The organism is Vibrio sp. SG41-7 (genome assembly GCF_014164465.1).
GTDB lineage: Bacteria > Pseudomonadota > Gammaproteobacteria > Enterobacterales > Vibrionaceae > Vibrio > Vibrio splendidus.
The window spans coordinates 1-24,811 of sequence record NZ_JACJFF010000073.1; the positions used below are offsets into that span (position 1 = coordinate 1).

General features: G+C 43.8%; 25 protein-coding genes and 2 pseudogenes. 6 read left to right on the top strand and 21 right to left on the bottom strand.

What is annotated here, in order from left to right:
* The 15 genes from H5300_RS17660 to H5300_RS17730 form a co-directional block, all read right to left on the bottom strand.
* The coding region (locus H5300_RS17660; protein ID WP_182796527.1) for a flagellin at positions 1–1,072 on the bottom strand (1,072 nt) is incomplete at its 3' end.
* A 648-nt stretch (positions 1,073–1,720) separates the two neighbouring features.
* Positions 1,721–2,857: a flagellin gene (locus H5300_RS17665; RefSeq protein WP_017062253.1), complete on the bottom strand. Its 1,137-nt coding sequence runs from the start codon at positions 2,855–2,857 to the stop codon at positions 1,721–1,723.
* Positions 2,858–3,278: 421 nt separating this feature from the next.
* A complete protein-coding gene (gene flgL / locus H5300_RS17670; RefSeq protein ID WP_182796528.1) occupies positions 3,279–4,472 on the bottom strand; it encodes a flagellar hook-associated protein FlgL in 1,194 nt (397 codons plus the stop codon).
* A gap of 10 nt (positions 4,473–4,482) precedes the next feature.
* Positions 4,483–6,363, bottom strand: a complete 1,881-nt coding sequence (gene flgK, locus H5300_RS17675) for a flagellar hook-associated protein FlgK (RefSeq protein ID WP_182796529.1) — start codon at positions 6,361–6,363, stop codon at positions 4,483–4,485.
* A 209-nt stretch (positions 6,364–6,572) separates the two neighbouring features.
* Positions 6,573–7,508 (bottom strand): flagellar assembly peptidoglycan hydrolase FlgJ, encoded by a 936-nt coding sequence (gene flgJ, locus H5300_RS17680; protein ID WP_182796530.1) that lies wholly within the window; start codon positions 7,506–7,508, stop codon positions 6,573–6,575.
* Between the two features lie 10 nt (positions 7,509–7,518).
* Positions 7,519–8,610: a flagellar basal body P-ring protein FlgI gene (locus tag H5300_RS17685; RefSeq protein WP_182796531.1), complete on the bottom strand. Its 1,092-nt coding sequence runs from the start codon at positions 8,608–8,610 to the stop codon at positions 7,519–7,521.
* 94 nt (positions 8,611–8,704) lie between these two features.
* Positions 8,705–9,481 carry a flagellar basal body L-ring protein FlgH gene (gene flgH, locus H5300_RS17690; protein WP_017076829.1) on the bottom strand — a complete coding sequence of 259 codons (777 nt, stop codon included), beginning with the start codon at positions 9,479–9,481 and terminating at the stop codon, positions 8,705–8,707.
* A gap of 107 nt (positions 9,482–9,588) precedes the next feature.
* Positions 9,589–10,377 carry a flagellar basal-body rod protein FlgG gene (flgG, locus tag H5300_RS17695; RefSeq protein WP_004736180.1) on the bottom strand — a complete coding sequence of 263 codons (789 nt, stop codon included), beginning with the start codon at positions 10,375–10,377 and terminating at the stop codon, positions 9,589–9,591.
* Between the two features lie 21 nt (positions 10,378–10,398).
* Positions 10,399–11,148 carry a flagellar basal body rod protein FlgF gene (locus H5300_RS17700; RefSeq protein WP_004736179.1) on the bottom strand — a complete coding sequence of 250 codons (750 nt, stop codon included), beginning with the start codon at positions 11,146–11,148 and terminating at the stop codon, positions 10,399–10,401.
* Between the two features lie 269 nt (positions 11,149–11,417).
* Positions 11,418–12,722: a flagellar hook protein FlgE gene (gene flgE, locus H5300_RS17705; RefSeq protein WP_017085298.1), complete on the bottom strand. Its 1,305-nt coding sequence runs from the start codon at positions 12,720–12,722 to the stop codon at positions 11,418–11,420.
* A 50-nt stretch (positions 12,723–12,772) separates the two neighbouring features.
* Entirely contained in the window at positions 12,773–13,486 is a 714-nt protein-coding gene (flgD, locus tag H5300_RS17710; RefSeq protein ID WP_017085299.1) for a flagellar hook assembly protein FlgD, read from the bottom strand.
* Between the two features lie 17 nt (positions 13,487–13,503).
* Positions 13,504–13,917, bottom strand: coding sequence for a flagellar basal body rod protein FlgC (flgC, locus tag H5300_RS17715; RefSeq protein WP_004736176.1), 414 nt, complete (start codon positions 13,915–13,917; stop codon positions 13,504–13,506).
* A 4-nt stretch (positions 13,918–13,921) separates the two neighbouring features.
* Complete coding sequence (gene flgB / locus H5300_RS17720) at positions 13,922–14,317, bottom strand: flagellar basal body rod protein FlgB (RefSeq protein WP_004736175.1); 396 nt, start codon at positions 14,315–14,317, stop codon at positions 13,922–13,924.
* Positions 14,318–14,572: 255 nt separating this feature from the next.
* Complete coding sequence (locus H5300_RS17725; protein ID WP_004736174.1) at positions 14,573–15,400, bottom strand: protein-glutamate O-methyltransferase; 828 nt, start codon at positions 15,398–15,400, stop codon at positions 14,573–14,575.
* Between the two features lie 11 nt (positions 15,401–15,411).
* The gene (locus H5300_RS17730; protein WP_004736173.1) at positions 15,412–16,338 is read right to left on the bottom strand and encodes a chemotaxis protein CheV; all 927 of its coding nucleotides are present in this window, start codon (positions 16,336–16,338) and stop codon (positions 15,412–15,414) included.
* Positions 16,339–16,415: 77 nt separating this feature from the next.
* On the opposite strand from H5300_RS17730, the gene flgA reads away from it, so the two are divergent.
* The 3 genes from flgA to H5300_RS17745 all read left to right on the top strand — a co-directional run bounded on the left by flgA (position 16,416) and on the right by H5300_RS17745 (position 18,151).
* A complete protein-coding gene (flgA, locus tag H5300_RS17735) occupies positions 16,416–17,162 on the top strand; it encodes a flagellar basal body P-ring formation chaperone FlgA (protein ID WP_017085300.1) in 747 nt (248 codons plus the stop codon).
* Between the two features lie 179 nt (positions 17,163–17,341).
* Positions 17,342–17,659: a flagellar biosynthesis anti-sigma factor FlgM gene (gene flgM, locus H5300_RS17740; protein WP_004736171.1), complete on the top strand. Its 318-nt coding sequence runs from the start codon at positions 17,342–17,344 to the stop codon at positions 17,657–17,659.
* 66 nt (positions 17,660–17,725) lie between these two features.
* Positions 17,726–18,151 carry a flagella synthesis protein FlgN gene (locus H5300_RS17745; RefSeq protein ID WP_004736170.1) on the top strand — a complete coding sequence of 142 codons (426 nt, stop codon included), beginning with the start codon at positions 17,726–17,728 and terminating at the stop codon, positions 18,149–18,151.
* A 256-nt stretch (positions 18,152–18,407) separates the two neighbouring features.
* Here the strand turns inward: H5300_RS17745 and flgP are convergent, their stop codons facing one another.
* Positions 18,408–18,839 (bottom strand): flagellar assembly lipoprotein FlgP, encoded by a 432-nt coding sequence (gene flgP / locus H5300_RS17750; RefSeq protein WP_004736169.1) that lies wholly within the window; start codon positions 18,837–18,839, stop codon positions 18,408–18,410.
* Between the two features lie 9 nt (positions 18,840–18,848).
* Entirely contained in the window at positions 18,849–19,484 is a 636-nt protein-coding gene (locus H5300_RS17755; protein WP_004736167.1) for a FlgO family outer membrane protein, read from the bottom strand.
* A gap of 192 nt (positions 19,485–19,676) precedes the next feature.
* On the opposite strand from H5300_RS17755, the gene H5300_RS17760 reads away from it, so the two are divergent.
* Positions 19,677–20,810 carry a flagellar assembly protein FlgT gene (locus tag H5300_RS17760; protein ID WP_017076832.1) on the top strand — a complete coding sequence of 378 codons (1,134 nt, stop codon included), beginning with the start codon at positions 19,677–19,679 and terminating at the stop codon, positions 20,808–20,810.
* A 139-nt stretch (positions 20,811–20,949) separates the two neighbouring features.
* A complete protein-coding gene (locus H5300_RS17765; RefSeq protein WP_017084506.1) occupies positions 20,950–21,456 on the top strand; it encodes a hypothetical protein in 507 nt (168 codons plus the stop codon).
* A 142-nt stretch (positions 21,457–21,598) separates the two neighbouring features.
* Here the strand turns inward: H5300_RS17765 and H5300_RS17770 are convergent, their stop codons facing one another.
* From H5300_RS17770 to H5300_RS17780, 3 genes and pseudogenes are all read right to left on the bottom strand, one after another.
* Positions 21,599–22,840: an NAD(P)/FAD-dependent oxidoreductase gene (locus tag H5300_RS17770; protein WP_017085301.1), complete on the bottom strand. Its 1,242-nt coding sequence runs from the start codon at positions 22,838–22,840 to the stop codon at positions 21,599–21,601.
* A 25-nt stretch (positions 22,841–22,865) separates the two neighbouring features.
* Positions 22,866–23,939 (bottom strand): methyltransferase, encoded by a 1,074-nt coding sequence (locus H5300_RS17775; protein ID WP_017085302.1) that lies wholly within the window; start codon positions 23,937–23,939, stop codon positions 22,866–22,868.
* Positions 23,940–23,967: 28 nt separating this feature from the next.
* A pseudogene (locus tag H5300_RS17780) lies at positions 23,968–24,356 on the bottom strand (hypothetical protein).
* A gap of 72 nt (positions 24,357–24,428) precedes the next feature.
* Here H5300_RS17780 and H5300_RS17785 point away from each other — a divergent pair.
* Positions 24,429–24,686 (top strand): annotated as a pseudogene (locus H5300_RS17785) (beta-ketoacyl synthase chain length factor); the annotation flags it as partial.
* Between the two features lie 23 nt (positions 24,687–24,709).
* Here H5300_RS17785 and H5300_RS17790 read toward each other — a convergent pair.
* Positions 24,710–24,811 (bottom strand): IS1 family transposase (locus H5300_RS17790; RefSeq protein ID WP_220503464.1); only part of this gene is annotated, 102 nt, incomplete at its 5' end.

Consider the following 24,811-nt stretch of genomic DNA (forward strand, 5'->3'; position numbering starts at 1 on the left):
AAGCTTGAGAAAGGATCTGAGACTTAGTCATCTGAGTCGTTTCTTTCGCGAAATCGGTATCTTTAATACGGCTCTTAGATGCGTTAACGTTCTCGTTAATGTTGTCTAAGTTGCTGATAGCGTGGACGAAACGGTTTTGGAAAGCACCCAATTCAGCACGGTGGCTGTCTACATACTTAAGTGCCGCATCGATAACAGCTACAGACTCTTGTGCGCCGCCAACTGATGTTACATCGATAGTGTCAACCGTTACGTCTTTACCTGCTTGAATACCTAACTCACCAGCAAGACCACCAGAGAAAGACACATCGCCGCTCACTTTGTTGTTGCCAGTGAACATTTGTAGCTTGCCGTCTTCAGTTACAGATGCTTTAACAGAATCTTGTTGACCGTTGATGTACGTTGCTAGCTCTTCAATGTCGTCACCCGCTTTTGCGCTGATGTCGATTTCTTGTGCTTGACCGAAGTTATCAGTGAACGACATTTTTAGGTCGTTAGAGCCTGATTGAACGTTCCAATCTTTATCTTTCGCGTTCTCAGTTTGGTAGCTCTTACCACCCATCTGAGCGTTATCAGAGCGCATATCTTTCAGTTGAAGCATTACCGCTTCACCGTTGTCCGCACCGATTTGGAATGACTGAGTTCCGTAAGTGCCATTAATGAGTTTGTTACCACCGAAAGATGTGGTTTCTGCGATACGGTTAAGTTCATTGTTAAGCGCAGTTACTTCTTCTTGAATCGCTACACGCTCAGATTTTGAGTTTGAGCCGTTTGAAGACTGTAGAGACAAATCACGCATACGTTGCAGGATGTTCGTTGTCTCGTTCATTGCACCTTCAGCAGTTTGTGCAATTGAGATACCGTCGTTCGCGTTACGTACAGCAACATCAAGACCGCGGCTCTGAACGTTCAAACGGTTAGAGATTTGTAGGCCCGCAGCGTCATCTTTTGCGCTGTTGATTTTTGAGCCAGAAGCTAGACGCTCCATTGATGTTTGTTGTGCGCTGTTTGCGTTGTTTAAGTAACGTTGCGCTGTCATCGCTGAAACGTTGGTATTTACATTCACTGCCATGGTGATTTCTCCAATTGATTTTCCGGTATAGCGGTTTCCGACGTCTCGGAAAACCAAGTAGTTCTCTCAAAGTTACTTTTAATAACGGCGCGAAAATCAGAAGCTTTAGAAAAACTTTCAAAAAACCACAAAAAAATTATTAATTTAATATTTATCAACAACTTAATTTTCATCACTTTCTAATACAGCGATAGCTTTCAATTGAGAAAAGATCTTAATCTGTTTGAGAAATGTACGAATTTCAGTCTAAGTTACTCAAGGTGGAGAAATGATCAATCGCCAAAGATCTCCGAGTTAGGCAGATCTTGTGTAATAGATGAAATTATTTATCGTGAAGAAGAACAGTCAAATAGAGATTTGAAAAAGGTAGAGCGAGAAAATTCGCAGGAAAGTAAATAGCAAAAACAAGAAATACAGAAAGGAAAAAGCCCCTTTTCCTTTGAGAGAACCGGGGCTAGTTGGCGCGTCAGAGCCTGTGTGGAGATCATCGAGAAATGAACACATTTCCGACTTGCCGTTGCATTCTTACTGTAAAAATGGATAGCAGGTGAGAGATGAGAGAGCTAAACACTCAATAGTAAGTATGCTTGCCAGTTTCCCTTGCTGCATGGCTCACGTCTGAACACGAGCAGCGAGTTCAACCAATAACTATTGCAATAGTGACATCGCAGAGTTAGGCAACTGTTTCGCTTGAGCAAGTATCGAAGTACCTGCTTGTTGCAGAATTTGTGATTTGGTCATTTGCGTCGTCTCTTTCGCAAAGTCCGTATCTTTGATTCGGCTGTTTGAAGCGTCTACGTTCTCTTGTACGTTTGCCAAGTTATTAATACTGTGGCTTAGACGGTTCTGTTTTGCACCCAAATCAGCACGCTGTGAATCTACGTATTTCATTGCAGAATCAATCACGCTAATAGCATTCTGTGATCCTGCTACGCTCATCAAACTAATATCTTGAACCGATGTTGCACGACCTTCACTCTTGATTCCTAACTCAGAAGCTAAGCCACCAGAAATAGACATAGCCCCTTCAAGGTCAGGTTCAGCAACGAACAGTTGAATGCGGCCATCATCGGTAACCGATGCGTTCACAAGATCAGATTGACCATTAATGTAAGTCGCAAGCTCTTCGATATCATCACCCGCTTTGGTATTGATATCTAAAACGATATCTTCACCCGCTTTGGTTCTGAATTCGAACTTAAGATCGCGAGCTTGTGCAGGCACTTCCCAGCTCTTGTCTTTGCCGTTTTCAGAATCAAACGTTGTGCCACCCATACGGAAATCATCAGCACGAACACTAGTAAGGCCCATAATCATCGCTTCACCAGAGCTAGAACCAATCTGGAATGATGCTTCACCAAATGATCCATTCAACAGACGACGACCACCAAACGAGGTTGTCTCTGCGATACGGTTAAGCTCATCTTGAAGTGCCGAAGACTCTTCGTTTAGCGCGGTACGTTCAGCTGCGGTGTTCGTTCCGTTTGATGATTGAATCGCCAGATCACGCATACGTTGTAGTACGTTGGTTGATTCATTCATCGCGCCTTCAGCGGTTTGTGCAATTGAAATACCATCATTGGCATTACGCATTGCAACGTCTAAACCACGTGATTGTGCCGTTAAACGGTTAGAGATTTGCAGACCGGCTGCATCGTCTTTCGCGCTGTTGATTTTATGCCCAGATGACAAACGTTCCATAGAGGTCGCCAAGTCATTAGATGCTTTATTCAGGTAACGTTGTGCTGTCATAGCAGAAACGTTAGTGCTTACATTGATAGCCATTTTGCTCTCCTTATGAGTCCGCAAAGTTTCTGCGAAGCGGCCAGCTTTACTCTCATATGGATAAGCACTGACCGTGTATTACTCGATAAACCCTATACAAGGTTTAAGATCTGTATTAATCATTTATAACCAACACAGATACAAGTTGTATGCCAAGTTTAATATCATATAAATAATTTTTTAATTATCTAAAAATCAAAAACTTACAAACAACACTGCGCAATTATGATTTTCTAATATCAGAAGATGAAAAACATTCACCTTCCTTATTGCCGTTTTTTGCCGCTATTTTCAAACAGATGATATCCTGTATGAAAAACCGGCAAAGATTGAAGTGATTCGCTCATACGGCTTAGCACATATGGCAAAGAATCTAACTTCAATGGTGAGTGTTAGTTCACCACTAAATACCGATTGATCATTAAATATAGTTAAACAAGGTCAGGTCTTTGGTTTTACCAAACGCTTGTTGAGAAGCTTGCAATGCTCGAGAGTTTTCATTGAACTCAATGATGGCTTTCGAGTAATCCAAGTCTTCAAAGTTGCTTTTCGCTTTCGCTAAGGACAACTTAAAATCTTCATGTTGCTGTTCTTGGATATCGAGCGTATTCAATCTCGCACCGACATCCGTTCTCGCTTTGGTCAAATGAATAAACGCAGCATGGAACTCTTCGGTTGCTTGTTGCAATTTTGCCGTCGCTGATGCATCAGACACTGATGATTCTGCAAGTTCTGCTGCATCTTTGAAGGTGTCAAATATTGAAAATGAGCTTCTTGGCTCCAAAGTAATCGAGTCGCCTTTGGTTATTTGACCTTTGATTTGAATACTCAAACCTTCATATTCAATACCTTTAGATGGTTCAAAATCTTCTACAGACACCGTACTGCCATCTTTTTCGAGTTGATAAGCAAATTTGCCATTTTGCATATCTACAAAAGTAATTTTGTAGGTTGATTCGTCTTGAAAAGATTCATTTGTTGCTCTTTCAAGTAGCAATGCGGAGGCTGGCTGCAAATCATATTGAGGTTCATAATCACCGAATGGATTATCGATCTCCATAAACAACTTGCTACCCGGATCATTCATCGCCATTTCAAAACTGCTTGCCACACGCATCTTGCGTTGATAATCGTCTCCGGCATAACTGACATGGCCCTTGTTATCTCGGAAAAATGGCTGATTCTTAGGTTTTGTACCTGCAAATGTATAGTTACCTGACTCATCTTGGGAGTTAGACATATGCAAAAAATTACTAGCTAACTCTTGAATTTCACGTCTCTTTGCAAGGCGGTCTTCTGGAGATAATGAACCGTTGACCATTTCCATCACGGTACGTTTGGCTTCATCAGCAAAATCCTCTGAATTAGAAATCATAACTTCTTGATGTTCTAATCGATTACGAACCAAGACTATTGCGTCGCTATATTGCTTTAGTTGTTCTGACTGCTGACCAATGTTCTGCAAATAGTGCGTCGCCAATGGGTCATCACTTGGCGACTGTAACTTCTTACCGGAAGCAAGTTGTGCTTGGTTGTGATGCACCTTGTTCTCTTGACGGCGCAAGTCATTTTGTACTGACTGATAATTATGGAAGCTAGAGATACGATTCAACATTTATACCTTCCTATCTCAGAGCCAAAATAGTATTGAACGTATCGTTGGCTGCTTGCATGATGCGTGAAGAAGCCATATACGCTTGCTGAAATTTCATCATATTTGCCGCTTCTTCATCGAGGTTTACTCCCGAGATAGAAGCTATACGTTCTTGAGCCGACTGTTTTTCTAACGTCGCAATATCACTCAAGCGATTTGCCGTTGAAGACTTCAAGCCCGTATTAGTATTCAAGTTGTGGTAAAGGTCTAAAATCGTAGACTCACCATCATTCAACAGCTTTCCTGTTTGAAGATCTTGCAGCTTACGCAGGTTACCGTTGTCACCTTCTGATGGGACAAGGTTTGCCGTAAACTTATCGTTTGCCACCGCGCCGGGTGTGAGCTCAAACGTTGTACCGTTGATGGTCACTGGCCCTTGTGGCGGATACGGTTGCGGCTGCATTAAAATGTTACCCTTCGGATCCGTCACAGCAAACTGCTCACCCTTTGGTGACACAATCACTTCGAACTCACGCAGTTGACCTGCTTCTAGGATTTTGAAACCAGCAGTACCTTTAGCAAACGTGGTCGAAGCTTCATAACTTTGTGCGGCAATGTCTGTCGGGTCTTTGGTTTCCATTTGTATTTGAGCAGCAAAATTACGCGTTGGACGCAGTAACAGCTTCTCTCCTAGTTCAGGAGGATTACGGACTTCCACTCGCATGCCATCAAGATAAAAAGCACTACCGCTAGAGTCGGTCGCCATCTTAACGGTCTCACCGTTCGGCTTAGTCACGACATAATCACTGCCATCGTATTTCAGGCCATACTCACCGCCTTTTAAGGCAGAGGTATCATCAATGTATACCGCAACATCTGCTTTCGATTGCCCGCTAGCCGTGACACGAGATTTTGCCACCAGCTCTGAGTTCACGTCGGTAAACAAGTCCTTACCTACGTTGCCGTTAAGATCCAAACCTTGTTCTTGAAGACTATTTACCTCATATGAAAACGCGGTCGCCAAACGACCAAGCTCATCCATGATTGCCGGGGTATGTTCGTCACGCATGTCTAGCATGGCGCCGATTTTTCCGTCGATATCACTGCTGGTGATCGGTTTTAAAGACTTACCTTCAACAATCGCTAGGCGACGCTGATGTGCATCGGGTAAGCCATCAACCATCTTCAGTTGGCTCGCTTCACTACCAGAGACCAAGGTGTGCCCATTACCAATATGGACATTAAACCCTTCGGCATTTGAGCGTGGTGTCACCGTGACTTTGGTGTAACCAGAAAGCTCATTAATCAACTTTTCGTGTTGATCTCGTAGGTCATTATGAGGCCCAGGAGTTCGCATCATCAGACGCTGAACATCACGGATCTCGTACGCAAGTTGGTTAACTCGCTCGATACCCATATCTAGTTTTTTATTCGTAGAATCAGACTGTTGACGAATCGTTTCATGGAATTCATTTAACGTCTTGCTGAGTAGTCCAGCCTTTTCTAGTACAACTTTTCGAGCACCGACATCATTCGGTGTATCGGCTAATGTTTTAACCGAATCAAACCATTCATTAAGGTTTTCTGGAATCTTCTTCGAAGCAACCGATGACAACATACTCGACAGCATATCGAGGTTAGCTTCGGTATCGCCTTTATTGGCGGCATTGGTTGTCGATAGGTTAAGTTCGTTGACGGCAAATTGGTCCCAAGAGCGGCGAACATTTTCCACATGCACACCCATACCGTAGCTTTGGCCACCGTACTGACGCGGGTCATTCACACCTTGAATCACAGATTGGCGGCTATAGCCCTCTGTGTTGGCGTTAGAAATGTTATGACCAGTGGTGTTTAGCTGTCTCTGAGCAGTAAGAACACTTTGTGCCCCTACATTCAGAAGATCCGACGCCATAATGCCCCCAAAAAACTTAACAAAATCAGGATAAACTGATTAACTACCAGTTTAAAAAGCAATATATGTGCCAATAGGGATAACCGAGAGATAAAAGACAATAATTTATTGAAGTGTAAGGAGATAACTAAGGGCTTCGCAGCAAACGTTGAGGGGATAGATAAGAAAAGAGCCTGCCAATGGCAAGCTCCCAAGTACATTCAATAACGCTAGTTCATCTCATCAATCTTGGCTTTCACTCGTAAAACCTTGTCTGCATAGTTAGGGTCAGTTGCGTAACCTGCTTGGTGAATACCTTTGATGAAATTCTCTGAATTACCTTGATGCTGCAATGCCGTTTCGTATCTTGGGTTTTCGTTCAAGAACTTCACATAGTCGTTAAAGCTATCTTCAAAGTTTGAGTAAGAACGGAAAGATGCGGACTCTTTAACCGCAGTTTTACCATGGAACTCAAGCGTCTGCGTAGCAACCTTATCACCCTTCCAACTTCTGTCTGCTTTGATGTTGAATAGGTTATTACTGTTGCCCAAAGAGTTCTTAATCATCTTAGAGCCCCAACCTGTTTCTAGTGCCGCTTGTGCCAGTAGCAATGACGAGTCAACACCGAGTGCGCTCGCCGCTTTTTCAGCGTAAGGCTTCATCGACGTAACAAACGATTCTGGCGAATCAAATGAAGCGGGTTGTTTTGCTGCTGACATGGCTGTTGCTGACTTAGCTGATTGAACTTCAGAAAATTTCTCTTCCGAACGACCTGAGTATTGCGGTCTTTGCAATGAAGCATCAAAGCCTTCACTGCGAACCTTCTCTTCAGAGGCATCGCTTGCTTGGCCAGCGCTTAGCTGAGCCACGATCATATCCGCAAGACCTAACGAACCTGAAGCGCTCAACTCACTCGCCATTTGGTCATCTTGCATCTGACGATAGAACTGCTCGTTCTGGCTGTTCAGCATATCTGACTTAAAGCTCGAGTTAGCATCGCGCATCGACTTAAACAACATCGAGGTAAAAATCGATTCAAACTGTTTTGCCGCAGCGGTTAATGCTTCTTTCTCGCTGCCTTCTTCACCGTTTACCGCTTGTTGACGAAGGCGGTCTAGGCTACCGATATCGTGAATAAAGCCGATGTCATTGTTATTCTTAATCATGCTTTACCCCTTAGATAATGATCAACTGGCCTTCAATCGCACCCGCTTGTTTCAGTGCTTGAAGGATTGCCATTAAATCAGAAGGTGCAGCGCCCACTTCATTGACTGCGCGTACCAAATCGTCCAGCGTTAGACCAGGTTCAAATTTGAACATCTTGCCATCACCTTCCGTGATTTCGATATCAGAATCAGGAACCACTACCGTTTGGCCACCGGAGAATGCATTCGGTTGGCTTACGTTTAGATTTTCTTTGATTGCAACCGTCATACCACCGTGAGTGACCGCCGCCGCTCTTAGACGAACGTGCTTACCTACCACAATGGTACCGGTACGAGAGTTAACAATGATTTTTGCAGAGCCCTCTGCAGGATCAAATTCAATGTTTTCGATGGCCGATAAAAAAGCCACACGTTGGCTGATTTCTCGAGGAGCACGAACTTTTACAGACGTCGCGTCTACCGCTGAAGCCATTTGTGGGCCTAAGAAATTATTAACCGCATCAGTCATGCGCTGCGCCGTTGTAAAATCTGATTGGATTAGGTTAAAGGTGATGTAGTCACCACGGCCAAATGGGGTTGGGATCTCTTGTTCTACTGTTGCACCGCTAGAGATGATACCCACGTTAGGGTTGTTACCGACAATCTTGGAACCGTCGTTACCTTGCGCACTAAAGCCACTTACCACTAAGTTACCTTGCGCGACCGCATACACTTGACCGTCTAGACCTTTCAGGAAGGTCTGTAGCAAGGTACCACCACGAAGGCTTTTTGCTGAACCGATAGAAGACACTGTTACGTCAACTTCCTGGCCTTGCTTAGAGAATGCCGGAAGTTCAGCGGTAACAATTACTGCCGCTACGTTTTTGGTTTTTGGCTTGGTGCCGGGCGGCAATTGGATGCCAAAGTTTTGCAGCATTGCGTTAAACGTTTGATCGGTAAAGGGAGTTGTCTCACCTGTCCCCGGCAAACCTGTAACCAAACCATAACCGACAAGTTGGTTACTACGAACACCCGCCACTTTTGCCACGTCTTTAATACGCGCAGCATGGGCACTGGTGGCAAGAAATAGCATGCCGCATAGTACGAGTGTGAGTTTTTTCATTGAGTAACCTGTCTGTATTGCTTTAGTTTATAATAACTTAGCGAAATATTTGTGATTGATGAGGGCTGTCAGTATCCCGACGCCCTATCAAGCTCTACAGAGATACATTAAAGAATCGTGCCAAGAATCCAGGCTCTTGCATATCTTTCTGCACGCCCGTACCTGAATACTGAATTCGTGCGTTAGAAACACGGTTTGAAGCGATGGTATTTTCGAAATCTATATCATCAGGACGGATGGTGCCGCTTAGGCGGATGTACTCATCGCCCGTATTCAGTGTCATCCACTTTTCGCCACGAACGACTAGGTTACCATTGGCTAATACTTCGATAACTTCAACGGTAATGTAACCGCTGATGCTGTTACTTTGGTTGGCTGACGCGTCACCCGCAAAGGTGTTGGTGTTGCTCAGATCATAAGAAAAGTTGTACTTGTCGATTGTCAGCTCTTGTCCACCGACTGCCAGCGGCTCCATCGTTGCATCGTTCGACTTAGACATGTCTGCGTTGGCTTTCTTGGTCGCTCGAGTATTCTCGTCCAACGCCACGGTAATGATGTCACCAATACCACGAGGTTTTGAGTCGTCATACATGCTGCCAATGTGATTAACATTGAACAGTGAGCCTGTTGCTGCTGCGTAGTGTTCTGGTTTTTCTTTTGGATTGATTGGCGCCCATGCTGGGTCACCAGCAACTGGATCGGTTCGACCACGAAGTGTATCGATAATGCCTGAGCTCTCTTGCGCTGACTTATCACCTTCCACGGCATCAACCACTGTGGTTGCGTTTTCTTCTGCCGGAGTCTCAATAGGATCCAAAACAGAACACCCCGTCATAGACATAAACAGAGCTAAACAAAAAATACGTTTCATGGCGATATACTCTCAGCAGGCAATGGTAAATAGATCAATTGGTAGAAACACGTCAGTTAATTGTAAAAATCTATTAATTATCAATAAGTAAATGGCTAATAAACCAATTACAGCTGTTGGTTAACAAAGCTCATCATCTTGTCTACCGACGAGATAACTTTAGAATTCATTTCGTAGACACGTTGAGCTTCAATCATATTCACCAGCTCTTCGGTTACGTTGACGTTCGATGTTTCGAGCATCGATTGACGAATATTACCTAAGCCATCAAAGCCAGGAACCCCCTCTTGCGGGTCGCCACTAGCACCGGTTGGTAAGTAAAGGTTTTGACCTACAGGCTCTAAACCACCTGGGTTTACGAAGTCAGTGATGGTGATTTGGCCAACCACGACGTTGTTTTGCTCACCACGTAGACGTACTGATACTTCACCGTCGTTACCAACCGTTACCGAAATCGCATCTTCAGGAATCACGATTTCTGGTTGCAGAGCATAGCCTTGACCTGATGTAACGATCGCGCCGTCACCGTTCAGAGTGAACTGACCATTTCGGCTGTAACCTGTTTCACCGTCTGGCATTTCAACTTGGAAGAAGCCGTCGCCTTCAATCATCATATCTAAGCTGTTCGACGTCGTTTGCGCGTTACCGTGAGTGTGCACTTTTTGAGTTGCGACTACTTTTGAACCTGCACCTAACATCAAGCCACTAGGCAGCTCAGTATTTTGAGACGATTGGCCACCTGGCTGGTTGATATTCTGATAGAACAGATCTTCAAACACCGCTCGGCTCTTTTTAAAACCAATGGTCGAGGCGTTGGCAAGGTTATTCGAAATTGTTGAGATATTGGTTTGTTGTGCGTCTAAACCTGTTTTACTTACCCATAATGCTGGATGCATAGTAAATTCCTTTAAATTCTATTAGCTCATACGAAGCAGTGAATCAGACGATTTGTCCATTTCCTCTGCCGTGCTCATCATCTTGACCTGCATTTCAAACTGACGTTGCAAGTCAATTAGGCTGGTCATTTCACCTACAGCATTTACGTTACTGCCTTCGATAGCACCTTTAAGCAACGTTACCGCTGCATCTGCTTCGTATGCCTGATCTGGGTTTTTCGAACGGAATAGACCATTCGTATCTTTAAACAAACTTTGGTTGTCTGGGCGTACAAGTTTAATACGGTCAACAATCGCTAACTCTTCAGCTGGAGCGCCTTGAGGAATCACCGAAATCGTACCATCTGTACCAATTTCTACTTTGCTGATCGGGATTGGGAGCGTAATTGGCGCGTCATTCTCACCTAACACCAAGTGACCGCTTGCATTGGTTAACAAACCGTTTTGGTCAACCTTTAGATTACCATTACGCGTTAAACCTTCACGGCCTGTGTTATCCATCACTGAAATCCAACCATCACCTTGAATAGTGACATCAAGATCTCGGCCAGTGGTAACCACACTACCTTGTGCGAAATTATGACCCGGACGTTCTGTCATGCTGAAAACACGAGTAGGCATGCCTTCACCGTACGCTTGCATTGAACGTGCTTGTGCTAAGTCAGCACGGAAACCCGTTGTACTTACGTTAGCAAGGTTGTTAGCACGTAGCTGCAAAGCTTGCATATTTTGCTTAGCGCCACTCATGGCAAGAAACAGTGCGCGATCCATAATTTTGCTCCAAAAATCATCTTCTGGGGCTAATAAAGCAAACACTGTGCCAATATTTTTAGCTGTTATTTATCAATAATTTAAATAGAAAACAAACAAGAAAGGTGATCATCAAAGGATCATTGAGGAAGAATTGTTGCCAGTGGCATTACCGGGCGGCAATAGTGGCGGCAAATAGAAAAGTAAACAGCCATATCAAATTCAACAACAATACCCAATTCAATAACATTGAATTGGGTATTCGCAGATGATTCAAACGCTCGAAACGATTAACGAATCTGAAGAATATTCTGTTGCAGTTGGTTGTGTACTTCTAGAGAACGCGAGTTCGCTTGGAAGTTACGTTGAGCAGAAATCAAATCAACCAGTTCTTGAGTCATATCGATGTTCGACTGTTCTAACGAGCCGTTATTGATGCTACCAAATGAACCTTTGTTCGATTCACCCCAGATCTTATCACCAGAGTAGCTAGTAGAGTCCCATTGAGTGCCGCCTTTCTTATCTAGACCTTGCTCATTGGGTACACGAACCAAGCCAACACGACCAAGCATTACGTTTTCACCATTTGAGTAAGTGCCCAGAACAGTACCTGATTCATCAAAATCTACTTTTGTTAAGAAACCTGTTGTCGCACCATCTTCATTAAACTTGGTTAGTTCAAATGGAGCAGCAAACTGAGTTGATGAATCAAGACTGAAATTAAGTGTTTGAGTTACATCAGCGCCGTTTAAGTCAATAGGGGTAGTACCGGCTCCTAATTGCTCTGATATAATCGGCTGGCCGTTATTAAGGCTAGCTAAAGTGCCATCATTATTAAAGCGCATTGTATGGCCGACCTGACCTGCTGCATTTGTCGCATCACCACCAGTGATGTTGACTGGCTTCTCACCCTCGCCATCTGTCATGGTGTAGTACGTCTGCCAAGTATTCGGTTGAGTTTGATCTTTAAGGTAGTAAGTCGTTAACTTGTAAGACTGACCCATAGAATCGTATACCGTCGAAGATGTCGAACGATTATACGTATCAGAATCATTAAAGTTAAACGCAGCCGGATCTTTAAGATCACCATTTGCAGGTAAGTTGACCCCTACTTCAATATTTCCAGTTTGCTTTGGCTTGCCGAATTCAGCAGGAATACTAAGTGGTTTGGGTGCATATGAGGATACTTCCCCACTTTCGGGATCAACTGCATAGCCAAGAAGAAATTCATCATTCGAGGTTACCATGAAGTTGTCTTTATTTAAGTGAAAAGCACCGTTACGCGTTAGTTCGTTGATCTCTGGCACCATGCGGTCTTTCGATACTGCAAAGAAACCTGTACCACTGACACGCAGGTCCATTGGGTTATTTGTATAAATACTTGAACCTTCGTGGAACTGTTGCGCAACTTTACTTGCTTGAGCACCACCACCAGGAGTAGTCTTTCCGTTAGTAAACAACGAGCTTGAATACACATCGCCGAACTCTGCTCGAGACTCTTTAAAGCCAAACGTGTTTGCATTCGCAATATTGTTACTGGTTGTATTCAAGTCTAATTGTGCAGCGGATAGGCCGCTCAAAGCTACATATGACATTCCAATATTCTCCTAATCTCTCTAGCTAGCATAATCACTCTTTTAAAGCGTTACGCTTTACCAACTTCTAGTACTTCAGCAAGTCGTACTGGCGATGTAAAACCAGCCAGATTGAGTAGTACGTTGCCATCACCCTTACCAAGAAGCACACTGTTCACGTTCGCATAACTGGAAACTTGGAACTCTGTGTTCTCGCCATCCAGTAAACCCGACGCTTTCACGTTGTATTTACCAGCCGGTAATGGGTTACCGTCTTCGTCTTTTCCATCCCATTCAACACGTGTGTCGCCTGATGGTTTAGAGCCGATATCAAAAGTGCGAATCAATTGACCAACTTCATTCTCAACACGGACGATTACATTGTCCATTGCCTGAGGAAGCTTAACCATTGACGCCATACCGCCATCACCGGGTTTCACACCTGCCGCACCAGGAACCAATACATCGCGGCCAACCAAAGAGGATGCCTGTAATGCTTGGTTAGAAGTCATTGATGAATTCAAGCTTTCAAACTGTGTATTCATTTTGCCAATGCCATCTACGGTCGCAAATGAAGCCATTTGCGCAATCATCTGGTCATTGCTAACCGGCTTAAAAGGGTCTTGTTGGGCTAATTGCTTAGTCAACAAAGATAAGAAGTCTTCTTGTTTAAGATCCTGCTTACCTGTTGTTTCGTCGGGCTTTTTCGCGCCATCTTGAAGACTCTTAAGCTGGTCAACATAGGACAAGCCGCTTTGACCAACATTGTTGTTGATTCCAGCCATGTGCTACCTCCTTATCCTTATTGACCCATCTGCAGCGTACGCAGCAGCATTTGTTTACTCGAGTCAGCAACCTGCACGTTTGTTTGGTACGCGCGTGATGCCGAAATCATGTTGGCCATTTCTTCCATAACGTTCACGTTAGGCTTGTAGATATAGCCTTCGTTATTCGCTAATGGGTGATCTGGGTTGTACTCCGCGCTCAACGGCTTATCGCTTTCCACAATACCTAATACTTTCACAGGCACAGTGTGACCACTGTTGCGTGCTTTATTTAACTCAGCGCCGAACACTGCGTGGCGAGCCTTGTAAGTTTCTTCAGCAGAACTACTTACACTGTCCGCGTTCGCAAGGTTGCTCGAGGTCGTATTTAGACGAACAGATTCAGCACTCATCGCAGAACCAGTCACATTGAATACATTGAATAAACTCATCTAATTATTCCCCTTTAATCGCTTTAGTTAAATTCTTGAACTTACTTCCTAGGAAGTCGAGAGAGGCTTGATGCCTAATTTGGTTTTGCATGAAAAGGTTTCTTTCCAAATCCAAATCAACCGTGTTGCCATCTCCTGTATCAGGTTGGGTAGGAATTCGATACTTCGTTTCCCCGTTCACCGTTGTTGAGGCAGAAATGTGCCGACCATCTGTACGGCTAAGACCAATGCTTGCCCCAGAACTTGCCGCTTGCAGCGATTTCTTAAAGTCTAATCCTTTTGCTTTATACCCAGGCGTGTTGGCTTGCGCGATATTGGTGGAAAGCACCTCAGCGTTACGCTCACGTACACCAACTGTGTGCTGGTGAATGCCTAAAGCATTGTCAAAAGAAATAGCCATGTAAACCTCAACTCAAGAACTGACTGTTATGAGATAACCAAAGCAATATATATACCAACTTTTTAAACAAAGCGGGCTATCAATACTTTTACAGGTTACTCGTGGGTAAACTTGCAATATACAAGCCAAAAAATAGAGTAAATTGGAATGTCACTCTGACTTAAAGATATAGGTTAAGCCGGAAAAAGAAAACCCAGCACTTGGCTGGGTTTTGAAATTAGGCAGTAACGTTGCACCTAGTACTAGTGCCACTCATTACTTTAATTTGTAGATGATGCCTGGATTACAGCGAACCATTTCAAAACGATCCGTTAAGCCTGTTAACGATTCAGACGCACCCAATAATAGGTAACCACCAGGATTCAGGCTGTTTGCCATCTGGTTAAGTACCTTTGATTTCATATCAGGCGAGAAGTAAATCAGCACGTTACGACAAAAGATGATGTCGAACTTACCTAACAATGCATAGCTGTCCATCAGGTTTTGAGGACGGAAATTCACCATGCGCTTAACGTTATCTTTCACTTTCATACGGCCATCGCCCGCATCTTCAAAGAAAGTACGACGACGCTCAGGAGAAAGTCCACGTCCCAATGCAAGGTTGTCGTACGCGCCAGTGCGGCACATATCCAACATACTTGCTGAGATGTCAGTTGCGGTAATCGATACATTTGGCAACATACCTGGCTTACGAGCTTGAGTCTCAAGAATCGTCATTGCCATTGAGTATGCTTCTTGGCCTGAAGAGCTTGCCGCAGACCAAATCTTAATAGGACGTTTATTTGCCGCTATTTCCGGTAGAAGTTTATCCGCAAGCACAGCAAACGGGTAAGTATCACGGAACCAAAGTGTCTCGTTCGTCGTCATGGCATCGACTGCAGCCACGCGCAGCTCACGGTTTCGACCTGTTACTACATCTCTCAACAAATCAGACAACGAAGCTAACTTAAACTTCGTTACTAATGGGCTTAGACGGCTGCGCACTAAGTACTGTTTGCTGTCACCTAATACAATGCCACATTGAGATTCTAAGAAACGGCTGAAATCGCGATACTCTTGATCACTTATTGTTATAGCAGTCATTAATGTCTCTTTTAGTTAGTTAACGCAGCTTTTACCGCTGCACCAAGCTCATCGGGGTTGAACTTCGCGATGAAGGAGTTAGCTCCTACACGCTCAACCATGGCTTGGTTAAATACACCACTCAATGATGAGTGTAAAATTACGTATAGATCTTTAAGTTCGGCGTGACGACGAATCTCAGCAGTCAGCGTATAGCCATCCATTTCTGGCATTTCGATATCTGAAATCACCAATGAAATCTGATCGTAAATACTGCCTTCTGATGACATCTCCACCAGCTTCTCATAGGCTTCTTTACCATCTTTCACTGAAATAACTTCAAAACCAATCGACTCAATCGCACGCTGAACCTGCTTACGAGCAACGGTTGAATCATCAGCAATCAAGATACGACGAACCAATTCTTTACCTTGTTCTACTTCTGCGATTTCTTCAGCAATTTTGCTATCCATTGTTTCATCAACAGGTGAAATCTCCGCTAGAATTTTTTCTACATCAAGAATTTCTACCAGCTCATTATCAATGTTGGTGACTGCAGTCAGGTAATGGGCTTTGCCTGCACCATCTGGCGGCGGAAGAATCGACTCCCAGTGCATGTTAATAATGCGTTCTACTGAACTGACCAAGAAACCTTGAATGGTTCGGTTAAACTCAGAAATAACCACAAAACACTTTTCAACATCCGTTGTAGGACGGCCACCAATCGCTAAGCTCAAATCGATTACAGAGATCGTTTGGCCACGAATGTGTGCTACACCTTTAACCAGTGGGTTCAAGTTTGGCATTTTTGTCAGTTTAGGGCACTGAAGTACTTCTTTTACTTTAAAAACATTAATGCCGTAACGCTGACGCCCCATTAGGCGAAAGGTTAGTAATTCTAATCGGTTTTGACCGACGAGTTGCGTACGCTGATTCACCGAATCAAGAATACCCGTCATGAGCTCATCTCCATATCAAACTTTTTTGTATAAAAAGTGTTAGTCTACTGCAGGCTACGAACCACTAGAGAAACGGAATGATATATCATAAAACAAATCTGCCGCTTTTTTCCATAGCAATGTGTAGAGCTACTTTTAAAACTGTCGCTAAGTTTATCGGCATTTTATCAATATTGTTTAGTTTTTTTGTACAAGCTGCGACTCCAGAGCAAATTGAAATGATTCAGTCTGCGGCGGAACAACACATCCTAGAGACAGTTGAGCAGCCACAAGGCGGCGAACTCTTTGTTAACTCAGCAAATGTGGACTCTAGAATCAAAGCAACAGATTGCCCTATTCCTCTAGATACCAGCGCCTCAACCACCAGCAATACCCGCAGTAGCATTACGGTTTTAGTGCAATGTGTTCCTGATGAATGGCGAGTTTACGTGCCGGTACGTCTTTCAATGTCAGTACCACTAGTCACAACAACACGCTCATTAGCAAGAGGCGAAATCGTAGGTCAATACGATGTCACCACCGCTATGATTTCGCTTAACAAGTTTCGTCGCCAAGGTTTCACCGCTCCCCAACAAGTGATCGGCGCTAAGGTAAAAAAGAACCTGAGGCCAGGTGATGTTGTCGAAAGAGGCGATATCTGTGTCGTATGCCGAAACGAGAAGGTTATCATACAGGCAGTAAAAGGTGGCATGACCATTACCACCAAAGGGACTGCACTTACGGATGGCTCAATGGGTGATCAAGTAAGAGTGAAAAATGATAAATCACAGCGTATAATTGAAGGTATTGTTACCAGCATGTCTGAAGTCACGGTTTACTTTTAACTCTTTACTTCTAAATTGACGGTATCGTTAGTTATTTTGCTCTCAACTTTAACGCCAAAATATAACGGCTGCGGTGTTTTGTCCCTTTTCGACTATTGAGCTAAAAATTGCTAAAGTATTCGAACCCTTGGTCGATATTGACTGTACAGGTTCCCATTTTTGAAGAAAAAGGCTTAACTATGGCAGGCATTGATAATATTCGTTCAGGGCAAACCCTAACGACCACTAACCGACCAACAGTACGCTCTGATTCTAGCTCTGAGGCATCACGTTCTGATGTGTCAACTAAATCACCAGCAAGCAAAGACGCGGTTTCACTAAGCCAACAAGGCAAAGCGATTGGTCAGCTCCATCAAGACATGGCAGCACAACCAAGCTTTGACTCTGTAAAAGTTGCTGCAATAAAAGAAGCGATTGCGAATGGTTCATACACTGTCGATCCAGAGAAACTGGCTGACAACATGATCAAGTTCGAAGATGAATTAAAAGGCCTTTAAGAAAACACTAACTTTTCATTGAAGTTATTGTCTTAAAGTACACGAGGTTATGAATAGGTTTACGTTATGGCGGCACTAGCAGATTTAGTTAATTTTCAACTTCAAAATGCCAAAGCCTTATCTGAATTACTAAGTTCAGAGAAAACCGCTATTACGAGCCGACAATCAAACGATATTGAGCGAATCGCCAAAGAAAAAGTGGTCCTTGTTGAACAGCTAAGATCAACCGATCAACGAATTGCTACCCATACCAATATCTCAGAATTGACCGAGAACCCTGAACTTGCTCAATTAGTCGCGACCATCAAGTCCATAGTGCACGACTGCCACCAAGCGAACCTAGTCAATGGCGAAGCCTTGAATCGAGCACACCTCAGTTTCAAAAAACTCAGCAATATGATGCAGCAAAGCCATGGTAAAATTGGTATGACTTACAATGCCGGTGGCCAAACGCATACGATTTCTACGCTGGGAACCAATGTAAAAGCCTAATTGGTCTTAATCTTCTTCGCACAACACCCTTCTTGCTTGTATCTGTATCTGTATCTCAGCCTACCCTTCTCGCTACACCGTTAAAGTCTCTCTAAACCTGTAAATGCCCCTAATAAACGATAAACACAAAAAAGCGGCAAGTATTTTCATACTTGCCGCTTTCTTAGTCATAACCGTTATTGGTTGCCGATACGCCATCTGGAAAGCGAGTGGCAGCCAATATAATTAGGTAAACTATAACTGGATGCTCCTAAAACTAGAACAACGTTTGTTGTCTCTTCTCAGGCACTGCCTGAACTTCACCGTAATTACGTAGCTGTTCCATCTTACGGATATCTAATTGGAGCTCTGTTACATAGCTATCACCCACTGGGTAGCTGCGCACTACTTCTGCGCCACGGATTACGCCATCAACTGCACCAGAAGTACGTTCAGTGCCAAGGCGTTGATCTTCAAGCTCTGCTCGGCCGCTCACTCTCATGCCATACACTTGTTCAGCAAGTTCACGATAAGCATCGATCTTGGAAGCTCTCATCGCACGAATGCGCCTTTCCTCGTCGTTACGTCCCTTTTGCTCACTGATACTCGCGTAGCCAACGGCAACTAAGTAATCGTCTGGCCTCATGTTTTGCAGAGGCTGACAGCCAACAAGCAGCAAAGCGGCAACAACAAATATTAACTTCTTCATCTCGAACTCCTAGGGGCGAAGAATAACGGTGTAAGGTTGAGTCATCGTTGGATCAGAACGAATAATGACACCATCTTGAGTTCGAATGCTGTTCAGAGTATCTAGATCTCGACCAATACGATCCGCTGGCAAAAAGCCTTGCGCGGAAGCAACCACAATACGAGTTTGCATGCCTACCACACGAGCATTAACTAGAACACCGCCCTCTTGACGAAGCATAGTGCCTGTCAGCACGTACTGGACATCTTGCTCTTGAGCTAAGTCTTTCCAATCACGGCTTAATGCAAAATCACCTTGGTGAGTCACTTGGATCGAACCGGTTGTTTTAAAATCAACCACCTTGAAGCCACGACGCTGAAACTGATGAATAAAACCTTCTGAAACTGAATTACCTAGCCAGTTTGTTGTGTCCATGTGTTGCAGGTCAACAAACGAAGTAATCGCAATTGGGGTTCTTGCTGAAATACTCGTATTCGAAATGATCAAATCTTCAGTCATACTTTCCACGAAAAAGTCCATGGTATGACGAGGGCTGTCCATCAACATAAACTGACTGCCTGAATATTCAGACTTGCCGTTATAGATCGGCGAATAAGCGCATGATGTCAGTAACATGACACTCATTACTACGAGCCATTTTTTCATTCTCTAATCTCCAGATATGTTTAGTGCTACCTATTCCAATATGTTCTCACCATTATTCTTTTCAATGGATTACAATGTTGGAACAGTCTTTGCTTTTCATTAATGGTTCAGATTAAGAAAAACGCACTTAAGTCAGCTTCAAGCTTATAGTTATTTGTTAAGCAATATTTATACCCAACTGGTAACGAATAGATGAAAAAAATAATTTCTTACTTATTTTCAATAAGTTCACTGATAACCATAAGCTTCAGTGCTCATGCCTCTTGGTATGAAGTTACCGGTACAGCAACCATCGTATCGTCAGAGGAAGCCGCAAGAGTCCATGCGCTGGAAGACGCGGTATATAAAGCGATCCAGTTCTCTGGTGCTGACATTGGTAGCATTGCTAACCTCACGCCCTACCTCGACGCGAAGAAGAAAGAGTTTCAATTTACCAATCATGAAGTGCGCTACATCTTGGTAGAAAAAGAGAAGAAACGCAGTGGCAATATAATGATCACTGCAAGGATCGACATCTACCCTTCGGCAAATGCTTGCCATGAGAGCCAATATAAGAAAACATTTTTGGTCGGCAACATTGATGTGACTTCCCCACAACAAGCTGTAATGGGCAGAATCTATAATATTGGTGATGATTTTAGCCATGTCGTTGACCGACAACTGGCCCAAGAATCTCGTAGCTTTGTTTCTGTTGGCACAACCAATTACGATATCGACAAGCGTCGACCGGAAGTGATCAAAATGATCGCACAAGACACGGGAGCACAGTACATTATCGGCGGTGATATCACCGATTTAACTGCGACCATTGAATCCAAGCTTCTAAAAGACGACATTATAAACCGCCAGTTTGCCTTAGAAATGCAAGTCTTCGATGGCAAAACAGGTCATCAGGTTTATAACCGTAGCTATCGTGAAGTGGCAAAATGGCCTTTTGCTAAGACCAGTGAGGTTGATACGCGCAGTGCTCGTTTCTGGGCATCAACCTACGGCAGTATGATGCTTCGCGTCAGCCGCAATATTATGTTGGACTTAGAATCAGAAGTATCATGTAAAATCACGCTTCCAGAGGTGGCAGCAGTATTTGGTAACACTGTGACCATTGATTTAGGTCGAATGCATGGCGTGCAACAAGGTGACAAACTGCAACTGTGGCACACCGGTTCGTTTATCGACCAACGAGGCTTGCCACGTAATAAGGTCTCTCAAAGTGATATCACGCTGACGGTTTCTCGCGTGTATGAAAATGAAGCCGAGCTCACGATTGATCAGCCAAGTCTTGCTGGAAGCATTCAAATTGGTGATGTAATGCAGAAAATCATGTAGTTAGCGACAAGCTCACTTCATAGTTTCTAATAAAGCCTTAGCACTTTTGTTAAGGCTTTATTTTTTTCATGATGATTAGTTTCGGTTTTAACGTATTTGTCGTAACCTTATTAATAACATAATCATCATTTAGCAAACTATGAGCCAGAATAATCTAATTGGTGCGACCGGTTATCGATTTATATCGAAAGGCCAAACCGCTTTTAAAATCCACATCCATACTCCTGAAGATACGGTGTTACATCGTTCTGTCGGTTTTGTTCGTATGGGTGAAGACAAAGCACTAAAGAAAACCATCAAGTTGAGAGATGAGCTTGGCAGAAAGCTCTGGGGAAAGTTTTGGCCAAAAGTCCTTAGAGAGCCCTATCTGATGACACGTTTACCGCACAGTTTAGAACCTAAAATAGTATTCAAACCAAACCCGACTCAGACAGATCCCGAACATCGAGATGAATGCTACATCGCTAAGTGGCGCGTATTCTCTGAAAGTGGTGAATACAAATACAGAACCAAAGTATGCTCTATAAGGAAGCACGGGCGACTCGCCGCCTACAGCCAAACCAAACGAGCGCTGCTTGAAGCCCACAAAGATGTGATTGAGTTACTTATCTTTATGGGACGATTGAACAGCATCGACCTGAAGTAGTACCAACTTCAGTAAAGCGAGTAAGCTAAGAATCAACTTCCCATATTTAGCAGATACAGAAACAGCCGCATTGCGGCTGTTTTGATTTATAGGCTTTATCATTATGGTGCTTTAGCATATTGCTACACCTTAAATCGACCACCTAGCTTCGGCATATCTCCGACAGTGTCGTCAGTCGGCGTTTTGATTCTTTCACATAGGGGTTACTTTGATCCCATGCGTAACCAGCCAAAATTGAGCACACCATTTGCTTAATCTTCGGATTAGGGTCTTGATAGAAAATCACATCCTGCAAGGTACCTGAGTACCATCCCTCGACATAGGTTCGAAAGGTGTTTACTCCGGTCATCAATGGATCTGCATAATCACGATCCCAATCAACTCTTTCACCATTGAGCTGTTTTTCTACGCACTCAACGGCAAACTGAGCTGACTTCATCGCAATCGTCACGCCTGATGAAAACACAGGGTCAAGGAACTCACCGGCATTGCCCAAGAGCGCATACTTGTCTGTTGCAAGGTGTTTTACGTTGGCAGAATAACCACCAATTTCGCCCGCAGGGTTCGGGTACTCTGCATTTGCCAGTATCTCAGCCAAACCGGGCTCTTCTGTTGCCAGTTGCTTAATCGCGGCAATCTTGTCTTGTGGGTATGATTCAAAGAACTTAGGCTCCCCGACAATACCAAACGAAGACACACCGTTACTAAACGGGATCAACCAATACCAAACATCAGGGTTGGTTGGGTGCACCGAGATCAGAATTTTGTTGCGGTCATATTCAAGGTCTGTCTCCGTCGCTGAAATATGATCGTTAATGTGCGTAAAAATAGCTTTGCGTGGAGGAAGCGATGATGGCTCTTCTAAATCAAGCATCTTCGGTAACACGCGACCAAAGCCACTGCCATCCAGCACGTATTGCGCTTCGAGCTGATAGCGTTCTCCATCAAGCACTTGCACGTCTAAAATGGTACTGTCTTCAGTGAAGTTAATGCCCATCAACTCATGTTGATAATCAATGGCAACACCTTGCGCCTCGGCAGTGTCTGCTAACACCTTATCAAAGGCGCCTCGTTGAACCTGAAACGTGGTTCCCGGCCCAGCAGAGAACTTATCTTCAAAATTAAACGCGGTGTACACACCATTTTTACGAAAAGCGGCACCATCTTTAAATTGGAAATTAGCGTCAGCCACCGCTTCGCTCATCCCAGCTTGTTCAATCACTTCCATGCAAGCAGGTAATAGGCTTTCACCAATAGAAAAGCGCGGGAAAAGGCTCTTTTCAATCACTCGAACATCGATGCCTTTTTTATGAAGCAAAGACGCGGCAATAGACCCTGATGGCCCAGCTCCGATGATCACTACTTGAGTTGACAGTTTTTTCATTAATTTAAGCCATGTTTGTTATTTTTTATTGCGTGCCAGCTTTCAATTCAAGAAGCGTGTGACCAAGACCAATATCGTCGGTACGAGTCACCACTTCGAAACCCGCTTCTTCAACAATCTCTAAGAAATCTTCACTGCGGTAAAAACGGCTGTTGCCATTTGCCAAGCAGGTAAAGTAGAGAGACGTCGCGTTTAAGCTATAAGAAGCCGCATCGTATTTCTGTGCATCCCAAAACAGTTCAAGGATATAGACAGTCGCGTCTTCTGACATATGAGAGCGAACACGCTTTAATATGCTCAGAATCTCCATTGGCGAGAAGCAATCAAGGAATTGGCTCATCCACCACACATCGGCGCCCGTTGGCAGTACTTGCTGTTTGTCGAGCATGTTGGCTGGGAATGGAGTAACTCGGTCTCGATGGCCATGTTGTGTCGCGTTTGCCATTGCCATTTCTAGTTGCTGTGGCAAATCAACAATCGTTACCTCAACATCTGAATCGTGATTGCAGCACTGCATTGCCCACTTACCCGTGTTACCGCCGATATCCACCAGCGATTTAGGTTTCTTGCTGAAGACTTTCTCAAGCAAAACAGGGAACGAACGGTCCGAATAGAAGTGATCGAACTTAAACCAACTCTCTTTGGCTTTTTCTGGCAATTGAGACAAGCCTTGGTAAATGGTTTCCCAATCACCCAGTTCCTTCAGGCCAGCAGGTGTGCCTTCTTCAATCGCTTCGGTTAGATGCATCATCGCTGCGTAACAAACATCGGCTGTGAAATCCATGTTTGCGTTGGTCATACCATCGTGCAGAAGGTAAAAACCAAGGTTGGCCATTTTATAGTTAGGTTTGTCCCAAGTAACAATATGAGCACTTAACGCCATATCAAGCAGAACTTTTACGCCGTACTCAGATACGCCCGTTATTTCCGAAAGAGTCTCTGCAGGTAAACCATCATTACCCGCGTCATCTAACGCTTTCAAGATACCTAAATCACGAAGTGTGCGGGCAGTATGAAAAACAATGGGAGCGAAAGACAATTTCTGCGCTTCTGTTTTTGCTTCTAATGCGTTGAATGGATCTAATTTATATTCCGACACGAAAAACCTAACTTTAAATAATAGAGGATTACTCAGCTGCCATTTGTGCAAGCTTACGTTTAATATCAACGTTTAAGTTATTAACCCAACGGTTGTAGTTACGGTGTATTTCACCATCGTCGTACTTCAAATTCTCTGATTCAACGTAAAGAATAGAGTAAAACTTGTCACTATAAGGAATTTCAATCACAGCATGGTGTGAACGAACATACAGTTCTGCACGGATCAAGCCAGGCTTTATTTCTGAAACCAACCAGCCTCGGTTTTCAGCAGACTCATAAATAGCTGATTTCACCTGTTTACTTTGAAGATTAAGTGCAACTGGAGTATCCTCAACATTCATTACAGGTGGACACGTCCACACCCTGCAAGAACGAATATGAATAACATTGAAACGGCTATTTTTAGTAATTTCATTTAAATTCCTTACCTGTGTTTATTTATAAGCACGCATAGTATTTAGTTAGACCCAAAGCAAATCAATACTCTATGTCAAATCAATCCCAATTAATGTCGTTTAATATTGAGAAATGGTCTGCAAATTCTGCGGGGCTCAATTCCGTTGCCGAATGGCAAACATGGAGCACAAATTTAGATTGGTCACAAGATGGCTCAACTGAATTTAAAGCCATCCCGCCGATGATGCGCCGCCGAATGAGCCAACAAAGTAAGCTTGCCGTCCAAACCGCATTAACGCTATTAAAAGACACCTCGATTGATTATCTGGTTTTTGCCAGCCGACATGGTGGGTCATGACTCCAATCTGTTGATTAATGGTAAAACTCTCGTTCGATAAAGGTGCCGATGACCTTATCGTGCATTTCTTCTGATCTCGAGAAACCGATAGTTTTTCGAACGAGTCTCTTTAAGCG